The organism is Collimonas arenae, from assembly GCF_000786695.1.
GTDB lineage: Bacteria > Pseudomonadota > Gammaproteobacteria > Burkholderiales > Burkholderiaceae_D > Collimonas > Collimonas arenae_A.
The window spans coordinates 1,011,085-1,023,809 of the sequence record NZ_CP009962.1 but is presented as its reverse complement, the minus strand read 5'-3'; the positions used below and the strand labels follow the sequence as shown (position 1 = coordinate 1,023,809).

At 47.2% G+C, this 12,725-nt stretch carries 12 protein-coding genes; 7 read left to right on the top strand and 5 right to left on the bottom strand.

The annotated features are described in order from the left end of the window. The first annotated feature begins 201 nt into the window (after positions 1-201). From LT85_RS04585 to LT85_RS25195, 7 genes are read left to right on the top strand one after another with little or no spacing between them, the layout of a single operon-like run. Positions 202-1,737, top strand: a complete 1,536-nt coding sequence (locus tag LT85_RS04585) for a glycosyltransferase family 39 protein (RefSeq protein WP_172656940.1) — start codon at positions 202-204, stop codon at positions 1,735-1,737. Continuing rightward, positions 1,734-2,426 (top strand): hypothetical protein, encoded by a 693-nt coding sequence (locus tag LT85_RS04580; RefSeq protein ID WP_038485845.1) that lies wholly within the window; start codon positions 1,734-1,736, stop codon positions 2,424-2,426. Before LT85_RS04585 ends, LT85_RS04580 begins: the two co-directional genes overlap by 4 nt. A gap of 22 nt (positions 2,427-2,448) precedes the next feature. Beyond that, positions 2,449-3,456 (top strand): glycosyltransferase family 2 protein, encoded by a 1,008-nt coding sequence (locus LT85_RS04575; RefSeq protein WP_038485842.1) that lies wholly within the window; start codon positions 2,449-2,451, stop codon positions 3,454-3,456. A gap of 9 nt (positions 3,457-3,465) precedes the next feature. Further along, entirely contained in the window at positions 3,466-4,611 is a 1,146-nt protein-coding gene (locus tag LT85_RS04570) for a glycosyltransferase (RefSeq protein ID WP_052134650.1), read from the top strand. Beyond that, entirely contained in the window at positions 4,601-5,401 is an 801-nt protein-coding gene (locus tag LT85_RS04565) for a class I SAM-dependent methyltransferase (RefSeq protein ID WP_172656939.1), read from the top strand. The genes LT85_RS04570 and LT85_RS04565 overlap by 11 nt, the downstream gene beginning before the upstream one ends. Beyond that, positions 5,395-6,342, top strand: coding sequence for a lysylphosphatidylglycerol synthase domain-containing protein (locus LT85_RS04560; RefSeq protein ID WP_038485836.1), 948 nt, complete (start codon positions 5,395-5,397; stop codon positions 6,340-6,342). The genes LT85_RS04565 and LT85_RS04560 overlap by 7 nt, the downstream gene beginning before the upstream one ends. 21 nt (positions 6,343-6,363) lie before the next feature. Beyond that, a complete protein-coding gene (locus tag LT85_RS25195) occupies positions 6,364-7,164 on the top strand; it encodes a class I SAM-dependent methyltransferase (RefSeq protein WP_081992037.1) in 801 nt (266 codons plus the stop codon). Positions 7,165-7,183: 19 nt separating this feature from the next. On the opposite strand, the gene waaC is transcribed toward LT85_RS25195, so the two are convergent. The 5 genes from waaC to LT85_RS04530 all read right to left on the bottom strand — a co-directional run bounded on the left by waaC (position 7,184) and on the right by LT85_RS04530 (position 12,720). Beyond that, positions 7,184-8,170: a lipopolysaccharide heptosyltransferase I gene (gene waaC / locus LT85_RS04550; RefSeq protein ID WP_038485833.1), complete on the bottom strand. Its 987-nt coding sequence runs from the start codon at positions 8,168-8,170 to the stop codon at positions 7,184-7,186. Positions 8,171-8,194: 24 nt separating this feature from the next. Continuing rightward, positions 8,195-9,583, bottom strand: a complete 1,389-nt coding sequence (locus LT85_RS04545; RefSeq protein WP_038485829.1) for a phosphomannomutase/phosphoglucomutase — start codon at positions 9,581-9,583, stop codon at positions 8,195-8,197. Positions 9,584-9,780: 197 nt separating this feature from the next. Beyond that, positions 9,781-10,101 (bottom strand): H-NS histone family protein, encoded by a 321-nt coding sequence (locus tag LT85_RS04540; RefSeq protein WP_038485826.1) that lies wholly within the window; start codon positions 10,099-10,101, stop codon positions 9,781-9,783. 45 nt (positions 10,102-10,146) lie between these two features. Next, positions 10,147-12,081 (bottom strand): polysaccharide biosynthesis protein, encoded by a 1,935-nt coding sequence (locus tag LT85_RS04535; protein ID WP_052134643.1) that lies wholly within the window; start codon positions 12,079-12,081, stop codon positions 10,147-10,149. A 78-nt stretch (positions 12,082-12,159) separates the two neighbouring features. Further along, positions 12,160-12,720 (bottom strand): sugar transferase, encoded by a 561-nt coding sequence (locus LT85_RS04530; protein WP_038485823.1) that lies wholly within the window; start codon positions 12,718-12,720, stop codon positions 12,160-12,162. Between the last annotated feature and the right edge of the window lie 5 nt (positions 12,721-12,725).

Here is a 12,725-nt window from a genome sequence, read left to right as displayed (position 1 = left end):
CTCAAAATCATGATTTGGCGCCGTAACAGAGTTACAAGATAATTAAAAAATCTTTACGCCACTTTTCTATATATAGCGCTAGCTCGCTAAAAAATAAGGTGGTGCATGCAGCGTATACAAAATATTTTCCTTCATTACTCGTTGCCAATACTGTTAATTTCTTTGCTTTTTTTTGTAAAGACGCTCTATCTGGCTTTCTGTGTGACGCCATTTTCAGCGGTTCCGGATGAGATTGGACATTATGCTTACGTTCAAGATATAGCATACGGAAAAGGCATTCCTGTATTGAGTTCGCCTGCTGTTGGAAAATCCCTGATTGGTGCAGATATCATGGGATATGTAGAAAAAAACACTGATGCAAAACCAGCTTATAACTGGATTGCGCAACATCCGCCTATTTATTATGCCTTGGCTGCAATACCATTGAAAATAGGCAGCTGGTTCACTAGCGATCAAGAACTTTTGCTACGCCTGCCACGTATTGTATCGGCGTTGTCCGGTGCATTGTTGTTACTAGTTTTATTCCAGACTTTCAAAGTCGTCGGATTGGACACACCACGTGCCAATGGACTTGCGGCCGCCATTGGCTTTATTCCAATGGTTTCCCACCTATCCTCGGGAACCACGCACGATATACCACTTTTTCTGTTTTGTGCATTAGCTACCTATTTTTTTGCTCGCCACATTGTTGAGCGTCAAATTAAAGACGCCTATTGGTGCGCAACGTGGCTTGCCATTGCAAGTGGTACAAAAATGATGACTCCTTGGGTCTTGCTTGCCCCGATGATATTTTTCCTGATCTTTGAGCTTTCCACTCCAAATAAAATTAAACATGTTCTTGGTATAAGCTTGACGGCGTTCTCAATTCCAATAATCTGGATGGTGCGCAACCTTGTTTATTTCGGGAATCCGTTGTACACCTCCGGCACAGAAAGAAAACCTGGGCTAGATGTAGCACTAAACTTAAGTTTTCTGGATTTCATACATTCACAACCTGCAATTAGCCAAACTATTAATTGGTTTTACGGAATGTTTGTATATCTTGGTGCTGGCCGGGAAAATGTACTCCTTCAGTACGATTTGGTGCCTCGCCATTTGAACTTTATCTGGTTCGCAGTACGTGGCTTTCCATATAGAGGTTTTTTGGATATTCTATTTTTTCTGCTAAATATCTTTCTCATTTACATCTTAAAACTTCTATGGAAAATTTTCAAAAAAAATCCAAAAAAAACTGAAGATACCTCCTTAATTTACTATATAAATAGTCGTCTTCAAGAACATCACTACAGAAAACCGTTAAGCATAATCAGCGTTATTGTCGCTGTTTATTTCTCTATTTATGTTGGCTCAGCAAATTTTACGAACTTAAGTTTTCTCGTACTTTTCTCTGTCGTTGCATCAATATTTCTAGGTACGTTATCATTGCCTTTGAGTTTTCTTTCAACAGATAAAATAGATAGAGTTGCATTGTACGGTTTTTTTATAAATCTATTTTTTTCTATTATTTTTTTATACCATATATATGGCGCCTATTTAATTGAAGGTCAATTAAGAGCGACTCAAGGTAGATATTTCTATCCAGTCATTCCATTACTATTACTGTCTGCTGCTGTCGCTTTTATTCGATTACGCGTACCGGTAATAGTTCTCAATATAATTGTCACCATTTTGGCTTGCGCAGAACTTTCAACCTATATTTTGCAAGTGATTCCATTTTATCTGAAGCAGTATTCATGAAATATCTCATCTCTTTGAAGATAATTTTTTTATGGACGATATTTTTCATTTTTTTTATTTACTTTTCCTTTAATGAAAATTACTCAAAAAAATATATACATACCATTCTTCCAGCCCCCGCAGTCCGTGAACAAATTCCAGCTGGAGAAATTGTAACGGGCTTTCATATTCAACAGTCTATTAATTGGAACTATATTAATGTTTCAACACTAAATCAATCTGCCACATTTTGCATTAACCTTTTGATGGCAAACTATAACAATCGCAGCAATTCAGGAATATTCTCTTTAACCTTACGAAATCAGAAATTTTTACAAAAAAAAATAATAAATTCACAGTCAGTACGTGATAACACCAATCAAATTGTTTGCTATGACAAACTTCCTCTGCCGGAAATTGCATTTACACCAACCATCCTTATCCTTGAGGGAATAGACAGCAATCCCGGAAAGGCCGTTTCCGCTTGGCTAACCTCAGATACAACATTCGGTATAGCTCAACGAGACGGTGTGGTACTGGGAAAAAGTCTGGTGTTTTCCATTGATGTAATAAATGAATCTAATGGGAAGCTTATGCAGGTCATCTTGCTAACCATACTTTGCGGTTTGAGCATATCAATACTATTTTGGCCCACTAATTCCAAATCATGCGGCGACACAACTGCGATGGCGCGATCAAGCAATCAGTAACAAATATCGAAAATAAAATAAATTGAAACTTATCATCCAAATTCCTTGCTACAACGAAGCAGAAACACTCGCCATCGCTCTTGCGGCCTTACCAAGAAAGGTCGCCGGATTTGACTGCGTAGAATGGCTGATCATTGATGACGGCAGCAGCGACGACACAGTCAGCGTCGCTCGCAAAAATGGCGTCGATCATGTGGTTCGCCATACCCGTAACCAAGGTCTGGCGCGCGCCTTCATAACCGGTTTGGAAGCCTGCCTTCATCTGAAGGCGGACGTCATTGTCAATACCGACGCCGACAATCAATACGATGCGGAAGACATTCCGGCATTAACTGCTCCTATACTTGGCAAACAAGCAGATATCGTAATCGGCGCACGCCCAATTGCTACCATCGAGCATTTTTCACCCTGGAAAAAAATCCTTCAAAAGCTGGGCAGCTGGGTGGTTCGCGTCGCCAGCAAAACCGACATTGCCGACGCCACTAGCGGCTTTCGAGCCATCAGTCGGACCGCAGCCCAAAACCTGACCGTATTCAGCAGCTATACCTATACGCTGGAAACCATCATCCAGGCTGGTCAAAAAAACATGAGCGTCACTTCTGTGCCAATCCGGGTAAATGAAGACTTACGACCTTCGCGTCTGGTCAAAAGCATCTCATCGTATGTGTCCCGTAGCATGGTCACTATCGTAAGAATTTTCATCATCTATCGCCCCTTCCGCTTTTTCGGATCGATTGGGGCTGCACTATTTGCCGCCGGTCTGTTGATCGGTTTACGCTTCTTGTGGAAATACCTGGGCGGAGATGGTAACGGTCATATACAGTCTTTGATTCTCGCCGCCGTTTTATTGGTAATGGGGTTTCAAACCTTGCTGGTTGCATTTCTCGCAGATCTGCTGGCAGCCAATCGCAAACTGATCGAAGACATTCGCTTCAGATTACGCGATGACAAGGGGGTCAATGCGGTACTGGACCGCTCGCTCGATCACGACACGCAAGAGACTCCGGTACCTGACGAAATCGTGGCCTGAACGAATACAATGAAAATTGTTTTGTGGGGGACTTATGATACTGGCAAACCGCGTGTGAGGCTGCTACGCGACGGTATTCGCAAGAATGGCATTGAATTAATTGAGTGCCATGCAAATGTCTGGAATGGTATTGAAGACAAAAGCCAGATTAAAGGTATTTTCGGCAAATTCAGCATGATTGCGCGCTTGCTATGCTCCTATCCGCAGTTAATATGGCGCTATTTACATCTGCCTGCGCATGATCTGGTCCTGATCAGTTATCCGGGCTTGCTTGATATATTAGTGATCCATTGTTTCGCCCGTCTGAGACGCGTGCCTGTAGCCTGGGATGTATTTATTTCTGCCTATGATACGGTGATCGATGATCGCCGAATGTTTCGCGCCAGGCATCCTGTTGCGCATGCTCTTTGGAGACTTGAATGGCTTGCGCTCAGGGCTGCTGATGGAATTTTCATGGATACAAAGGTACATGCCACAAGACTGGAAACGCTATTTCATTTGCCCGATGGTGAATGCGGTACCGTGTGGGTCGGTGCAGAAACCGAGAAATTTCCCGTTCCACAAACGCCAATTCCCCGGTCTCAAGAATCATTGCGAATTCTGTTCTATGGCCAGTTTATTCCCTTGCACGGAATCGAGCATATTATAGAAGCCGCTCGCTTGCTGAGTCACGAAGAGATCGATTGGATGCTGATCGGTAAGGGGCAGGAAACATCGCATATTCAGACAATGCTGGCCGAACAGCCATTGCCCCGCGTACATTGGCATGAATGGGCGGATTATCAGGATTTGATAAGCTGGATCCGGCAAGCAGATATCTGTCTTGGTATTTTTGGCACTTCTGAGAAAGCGGCTAACGTTATTCCGAATAAGGTGTTTCAGATTATTGCAGCTCAAAAGCCATTGATTACACGCGACTCACCAGCTATCCGGGAATTGCTCCAACACTGTCCGCCTTGCGTTTCCCTAATACCAGCAGGAAACCCGCAAGCGCTAGCGGATATGGTGCAACAGCAAGCGGATATCGTGATGAACAGAAAAGAAGGAAGCTGCCATGCAGATTTAACAAAAAAGATTGATGCGGCAGCTATCGGAGCGCAATTCCATGCATGGCTCCTCAGTAAACGAAATTTCAAGATTGACCATGATGATTGATCCCGTACTTGGACCGGCAATACCTGAACTTGGTTGGGTTCCGGCACCCCGTTATCTGATGAGGCGGGCGCGAATTCGCCGGCTGATGGACAAGATCCCGACAGGAAGTCTAATTGAAATTGGCTCGGGCGCGGCGGCCCTGCTGGTTGAATTGGCCCAAAAGGGTTTCCAATGCGAAGCATTGGAAATGTCCGCAGATGCACGCGCGTTGTCGACGTCCATGATCCATAAATTTGCTCAAAACATACCGCTGCATGCCTCCCCCAATCCTGACTGGAAGAATTGTTTCGACGTGCTATGCGCTTTTGACGTACTGGAGCATATAGAGCATGATCAGCAAGCGTTAGCCCAGTGGATATCGTGGATAAAACCCGATGGCCATTTATTGCTGTCCGTGCCAGCCCATATGAAATTGTGGCGCGCCGGCGATAAATGGGCAGGACATTTCAGGCGCTATGAACGCAGTTCATTCATTATGTTGTTAGAAAATTCCGGTCTGGAAGTGGAAGTATTCGAGTGCTATGGATTTCCATTAACCAACTTCACCGAATGGATCAGCGCGCCTATCTATGCTCGTCGCATTTATAATAAAGCACAGAACGACGATGCCAACCGCAAGCAAAATAATGATCGAAGCGGCACTGACCGCAAACCGCATATGGCACTTTATCCCTTGCTGCGTTCTCTGCCAGGAAAATGGACTCTTGGGCTATTTTCCGCCATACAGAGTCTCTTTATAAACCAAGACCTGGGTAGTGGCTACGTCGTCAGAGCCAGACGCCGATGCTGAAGAAGGTCTATCGTGCGCTAGGCTTGTTGATAGGCTTGGTGACAATCGTAGCTTTCATGGGATATACGTTCAAGACGTTGACCATGAAAGACATATCGCGACATTTGACAGCTCCGGTACTTGGCAGCATTGTGATCGCGGCGCTGCTCTATGCCACCATCATTCCGGTAAGTGCCTGGGCATGGAAACGCATGCTCGCGGATATTGGCTACGCTCGTCCATGGCGTGAATTATCAATGATCATGGGAGTAACCCAGATAGCCAAATATTTGCCAGGAAATGTCGGACAGCACATCGGACGCGCCGCAATGTCAATGGCACGCGGCATCACATTACGGCCCTTTTTTATAACAGTATTTTCAGAAACCTTGCTCGCATTGCTCGCTGCACTGATTGTTGGCTCCACAGGTGCTTTTTTTTCACAGGCTGGCCTGGCTAACTTCAGCTCCGCGCACCAAACAGTTTTTATACCTGTACTAATCGGCTTACTACTTCTAACGTTGCTGTTGTACCGCCCTTTGGCGCCGCGCTTGTTAAAATGGCTAGCTCCGGCAAACAACTCTACGTTTGAAGGGATGTTGCCACGACTACCAACATTGTTTCAGGCATTTGGTGCCTATAGTTTGAATTACGTCACGATTGGCGCAGGGATCTTTGTCATGGTGACGGTATTGCTACCGGAAATGAAACACGACTTTATGTTGCTGCTGGCCAGTTTTGCACTGGCATGGGTTGCCGGTTTTTTCACGCCGGGTGCGCCTGCTGGCTTAGGCGTCCGCGAAGTGCTCATGCTCGGTATGCTCACTCCCAGCTACCCCGGATCAAGCGCTCTTCTTGTGATTGTCGGCTTTCGCCTGGTGACCATATTGGGCGACAGTATTTGCTTTCTATTCGCTTATCTCATGCTCATATTTTCGCGACGTACGAAGCAGTTCATCTAATTTCTATTTGCATACGACACCATGAATCTCGAACCCACCGGCGAAAGAATGATCCTTGAGCACTACGACTCTTCGATCGAAGATTATGTCATCTACGCGATGCATATCGCCACCTACAATTTTGCTGAAAAATTTACCAAAGATAAGCGTGTGCTGGACTACGGCTGCGGCAGCGGCTACGGCTCTGCGCGAATATCCCGGAATGCCATTCATGTTGACGCAGTTGATGTGGCCGAAGATGCGATCGCCTATGCGCAAGAGCACTATGCAGCGTATAACATCGCTTTCCATTGCTGCGCACCAGATAGTCGACTGCCGTTTCCAGATCAGTCATTTGATACGGTGCTTTCATTCCAGGTTTTCGAGCATATTCAAAAGACCGCGCACTATCTTTTGGAAATCCGCCGGGTTCTTAAACCCGGGGGACAATTAATTCTGGTAACTCCGGACCGCAGCACACGCCTACTACCGTGGCAAGCTCCATGGAATCGCTGGCACATTCGTGAATACAGTACAAGCTCACTTAAAAAATCTCTGGAACCTATTTTCCAGGAAGTAGACATTCTGCACATGAGCGGACGCAAAGATGTGATTGAGATCGAGCTTAGCCGCTGTGCAAAAATAAAATGGATAACGTTGCCATTTACACTGCCGTTTGTACCAAGGTTTCTAAGGATGAAATTATTGAATGTGATACATGCTTTGAAGAAAAAGCGTCAGCCAGCAGGCGTAAAGAAACAATTCAACTTTGACGACACAGATATAACGATTACCCAAAATGCGCAACCATCTCTGAACTTGGTGGCGGTAGTCCGAAAATAATCAATCCGTACACCTAAATTCATACCAATAACATATCGATCGCCTGCGCGACAGCGCTCACGGCTGGCGGCGTTCCCTCGTCACCCAAATTGATAATTTTCGAGGACCAGTTTCCTTCTGTCTTCCAGCGAGGAGAATCGCAGTACAACTCGATCGTCGGGCGCTCAAAGGCAGCAGCAATATGAGTAAGGCCAGTGTCAACCCCCACAACCAGCGCAGCGCGCCGGGCCAGCAGCATCGCCTCCATTAACGACAATTTGGGTAGCACCCTCGCATTGATCATCTGGCTAGCCATCTGCTCTGCAATAAGCCTCTCGCTCTCGCTCCCCCAAGGCAGCAATACTGTCATCCCGCGTCCGGCCAACAATCTGGCGATTTCTATCCAGTTCGAAGACGGCCATCTCTTTTCCGCACGGGCCGTGCCGTGGAAAAAAACCGCATAAGGTTCAGCCTGCAACCATGCAGGCGATTGCGAAGGTTCTATATCGGGCATGCGCATGTTGAAATCGACAGCCCCCCCAACGTTGTAATTCAGCGCTGCCGCAGCCACCTCGCGTGCGCGTAGTACGGCATGGGTATGCAGGCCTACCTGAACGCTCTTGGTGTGAAATATACGCGACAGCGGTTCGTAACCGGAACCTTCGGTGGCATTGGCTAGCCCCACCCGCTGCCCGCCGGGAGCCAGACGAGCCATACGCATCACTATGCTGGTTTTCAGCAAGCCTTGGGTATCGAACACGACATCGTAGGTATCCAGCTTGAGTTGCTGCATAAAACTGGTGATTTCCCTCCGTATCGCACTCGACAGCAAATTCTTGCGCCAACGACGCAAAGCAATTGGAATGATACGCCGTACATCGGGATTCATGCGCACCAGTCCGCTGTAGCCCTCCTCAACTACCCAGTCGATATTGGCGCCTGAATAGTGACGACGGATATCCGACACCATTGGCATGTTATGCACCACGTCTCCCAGAGAGGAGACGCGGACGATCAGAATATTCAAACCGGAACCATCGACAGGAATAAATTAAAAGGGAAGCGCAGCATCCGGCTTGGCAGCCAGAATCACGCGCTTGAATTCAGCCTGAATACGTAACAGCGCTTGCTCGGACTCAGCTTCGAAGCGCATCACGACCACCGGCGTGGTATTGGAAGACCGAGCCAGACCGAAGCCGTCTGCATATTCAACCCGTAAGCCATCGATCTTGATGATGTCGTCAGATCCTGGAAATTTTGCCTCAGCTTGCAATTTCTCAATCAAGCCAAAATTCTCCCCCTCTTCCAGTTTCAAGTGCAGCTCCGGTGTACTGGATGATTGCGGCAACGCGTTCAGTACCGCAGACGGATTCGCTTCCCTGCTGAGCAATTCCAGCAAGCGCGCACCGGCATACAAGCCATCGTCAAAGCCATACCAGCGGTCCTTGAAGAAAATATGCCCACTCATTTCGCCGCCCAGCGGCGCAGCTGTTTCACGCATCTTGGCCTTCACCAGCGAATGGCCAGTTTTCCACATCAGCGGTTTGCCGCCATGCTCGGCGATCCACGGCGCAAGATGGCGCGTGCATTTGACGTCATACAGAATCTCTTTACCCTGATTGCGCGTCAATACATCTGCTGCAAACAGCATCAATTGACGATCCGGATAGATGATCTGACCATCCTTGGTGACAACCCCCAGGCGATCGCCGTCGCCATCGAACGCCAATCCGATTTCAGCATCGGAATTCTTCAAGGCACGAATCACATCTTGCAGGTTTTCGGGATGCGCGGGATCGGGATGATGGTTAGGAAAAGTACCATCCACCTCGCAGAACAACTCATCCACCTCACAACCAAGCGCACGATACAGTTCACCGGCAAAAGCGCCGGCGACGCCGTTGCCGCAATCGGCCACGATCTTCATCGGCCGCACCAGGTGTGTATCGCTGACGATCCGCTGCAGATAAGCATCTTTGATGTCGTGCTGACGATAGCTACCGCTAGGCACTACCATAGTAGGCTTGGCACTGCCGTTTGCGACGGCTTGATATAGCTGCTGGATGGCTTCACCATAAATCGCTTCACCGGCAAGCACCATCTTGAAGCCGTTGTAATCGGGAGGATTATGACTGCCTGTAACCATGATGCCGGACTGTGCACCCAATACGTGAGTGGCAAAATAAACCATCGGCGTTACCACTACGCCAAGATCCACCACGTCCACACCGGCATCCTGCAAACCGGTAGCCAAGGCGGTGACAAGTTCAAGGCCGGAGAGGCGTCCATCGCGGCCGATAATCACAGTGGACTCGCCTTTGGCGCAAGCGGCACTACCAAATGCCCGACCGATTTGACGAGCGATCCCAGCATCCAGGGTGACGCCTACTACACCGCGAATGTCGTAGGCCTTGAATATCGATTTAGAGAGTGGGAGCATAATTTTTTGATGGAAATATCGCGGTGCATAGCAGAAAGCGCCGAACGTGTTGCCCACGCGCTGGCACCATCAATGATGAGGCGCGAAACCAAACCACAAGACGTCCGCCGAACTTCAGCGCACGCCTTCGGTTCCTGAGATTAACTACTACGTCGTCGCAACCCTCAACTACAGGACACGACGTCGTTATGCGGCGGCTATACGCGCACTGCGTCTAAAGACTGTCCCGATGCGACCCAATCCTGCACCCATTTAGGCTGACGGCCACGGCCGGTCCATTGCAACGTAGCATCTAATGGATGCCGATAGCGCACCGCCACTTTGGCTTTGGAGGTCGCGCCTTTGCCACGGGATTGTGCACCGAGTAAATCTTGCAGAGAAATGCCTGCACTTTGTGCAATCGCCAGGATTTGCTCGCGTGCCTTGGTTTGCTCCTGGTGTTCCCGATCTTTCAAGGCTTGTTTGACCTGATCCTGTAACGCACGCAGCTCACCAACTGATAATCCAGATAAATCCATACGCCCCCCGATAAAGGAAATTCAATTTTAATAAAAATCGATAAATTAATGCAATGTTGTATCACTTATCTTTGATAAGCGATGCTTTGCGCGCCATATGAAATCTTCAATTCCACATTGCGGCGAATATTCGGCGACCGTGCGTAGCAATAACTCACGCACCTCTTCATAAGCAAATCTGTTACATGAATCATCCAGTTTGCTGAGTAAATCCTCAAGGATCGCCCAAGGAATCTCGACTTCCTGCGCGCGCATGATCAAAGGGTGTTCGGTACCTTCGACATTTTCACCAATTAAGAGCTCTTCATACAGCTTTTCTCCCGGACGCAAACCCACATGGTTGATTTCAATCGTGCCATCCGGCGACAGATCCGATAGCACTTCCAATCCGCTTAAATGCACCATTCTTGTTGCCAGGTCGATGATCTTTACGGGATCGCCCATGTCCAACACGAATACATCGCCTCCCTGCCCCATTGCCCCAGCCTGCAGCACCAACTGAGCTGCTTCCGGTATGGTCATGAAATAACGCGTGATTTCCGGGTGAGTAAGAGTAATAGGGCCGCCTGCCATAATCTGTTTGCGGAACAACGGCACCACCGAACCGGACGACCCGAGTACGTTACCAAAACGGACCATGCAGAACCGCGTTTTTGATGCGCCTTTGACTTGCACGCGGGAGAACGCTTGCAATATCAGCTCGGCAAAACGCTTAGTCGAGCCCATCACGTTGGTTGGGCGAACTGCTTTGTCGGTGGAAATTAATACGAAGGATTTAACACCAGCTTGCAAGGCTGCCTTAGCTACGCTCAGTGTACCAAACACATTATTCCGGATGCCTTCAATCGGATTGTGCTCAACTAATGGTACATGCTTATAAGCGGCTGCGTGGTACACGGTTTCTACCGAAAACGTACGCATGATGCGCGTACATTTTTCCGTTTCTAGCACTGAACCAAGGAACGGTAACAATTCAATGCTTAGACCAAGGCTTCGTTGCAACTCGCTCAGTTCCTGCTCAATTGCATACAGACCAAACTCAGACATTTCAAGCAAAATCAGTCGAGATGGCCGCTGCCGAATAATTTGGCGGCACAACTCGGAACCAATTGAACCCCCTGCGCCAGTGACCAAGACCGATTTATTTACGATACAGGCAGAAATTAATTCCGGATTGGGCTCCACTGGATCCCGCCCCAGCAAATCCTCTATCTCGACCTCACGAATATCCTGAACACGCAATTCACCGTTGATCAAACTCTTGATTGGCGGAGTTACTTTAATTTTAACTTTGAGAGGCTCAAGCTGATCAAGAATATGTTTCTGCTGCAACTTGCTGACGGAGGGCATCGCCAACAACACCTCTTTAAGGTTGTATCGCGCGATCAAGCCTGGCAAATCATTTGCCGAGAAAACTTTTATTCCGGCAATAGTTGCCCTGTGCAATTCTTTTTTATCATCTACAAATGCTACCGGTAAATATTCGTTCCCGACGCGGAGCGCACTTGCAAGTTGCGAACCAGCCTGACCTGCGCCATAAATTACTACTGGCACGGCGCCAGTAGCGCCACTGATCCGCAGCAAATATCCTCTTGCCAAAAAACGGCTTGCGGCCACATACAAGATCGCACTGACCCAATAGATACCAAAAACTGCACGAGAATAACCTGCCGTCTGTGTAAATGTTCCAAGTGCCCCCAAAGTAATTACTGACAGTGTTACGCCAAGCACTACGACATATACAATCTTGTGATCTATGAAACGAACAACGGCACGATACAGCCCCAACTTGATGAAAATAGGGATAGATATTAAAGGCGCCATCACTATCAACAGACCGTATTGATGTAACAACCAACTACTAAGTCCGTCGTGACGCAGCCATATAGCCAGGCAAAATGTCAACGGCAGCATAACAAGGTCTGCCGATGCTGCAATCACCTGCTTTTGAAAACGGGATAAGCTTAAAAAAGAAATCATGTCGATAATTTAGTTAGTTGCCACTATAAGAAAGTCACAACATTTTTTTCTATCAAATCTCAGATTTTTCATTGGTTATCAGTGAGTAATACCATCTCTACGAACGACTTTTAAAAACGTGAGATAAATAATTTTTATATCGAGAAAAAATGATTGTTGACGAAGATAGTCCACATCCAGTTTAACTTTCTCAGGAATTGGCAGCTCATCTCGCCCATTGATTTGTGCCCATCCCGTCAATCCAGGTAATAATTGATCGACGCCTTGCTCTGTTCTCATTGCGATCAAATCATTCTGATTGAACAACGCAGGCCTAGGACCGACAAAACTCATATCGCCGATAATTATGCTCCACAATTGAGGTAATTCATCAAGACTCGATTTACGTAAAAAAGATCCAACCGGCGTAAGAAATTTTTTAGGATCGGGTAACAAATGTGTTGCAACTGCCGGTGTATTCGTACGCATGGTGCGAAATTTCGGCATTTTAAAGATTTTGTTGTTGCGCCCGACACGGTCCGACCAGTAAATAACAGGACCTGCTGATGTAAATTTTACCAATAAAGCAGTAATAGCTATAGGTATAATTAACATTATTGAGGCAATCAAGGCCAATATTAAATCAAAAAATCTTTTCATTTGCT

What these genes read in the sequence shown, in the direction of transcription:
- LT85_RS04540 (WP_038485826.1), bottom strand. Translation starts at nt 10,101, where the DNA reads ATGGATTTATCTGGATTATCAGTTGGTGAGCTGCGTGCGTTACAGGAT.
- LT85_RS25195 (WP_081992037.1), top strand. Translation starts at nt 6,364, where the DNA reads ATGAATCTCGAACCCACCGGCGAAAGAATGATCCTTGAGCACTACGAC.
- LT85_RS04565 (WP_172656939.1), top strand. Translation starts at nt 4,601, where the DNA reads ATGATGATTGATCCCGTACTTGGACCGGCAATACCTGAACTTGGTTGG.
- LT85_RS04545 (WP_038485829.1), bottom strand. Translation starts at nt 9,583, where the DNA reads ATGCTCCCACTCTCTAAATCGATATTCAAGGCCTACGACATTCGCGGT.
- LT85_RS04580 (WP_038485845.1), top strand. Translation starts at nt 1,734, where the DNA reads ATGAAATATCTCATCTCTTTGAAGATAATTTTTTTATGGACGATATTT.
- LT85_RS04530 (WP_038485823.1), bottom strand. Translation starts at nt 12,720, where the DNA reads ATGAAAAGATTTTTTGATTTAATATTGGCCTTGATTGCCTCAATAATG.
- LT85_RS04535 (WP_052134643.1), bottom strand. Translation starts at nt 12,081, where the DNA reads ATGATTTCTTTTTTAAGCTTATCCCGTTTTCAAAAGCAGGTGATTGCA.
- LT85_RS04570 (WP_052134650.1), top strand. Translation starts at nt 3,466, where the DNA reads ATGAAAATTGTTTTGTGGGGGACTTATGATACTGGCAAACCGCGTGTG.
- LT85_RS04560 (WP_038485836.1), top strand. Translation starts at nt 5,395, where the DNA reads ATGCTGAAGAAGGTCTATCGTGCGCTAGGCTTGTTGATAGGCTTGGTG.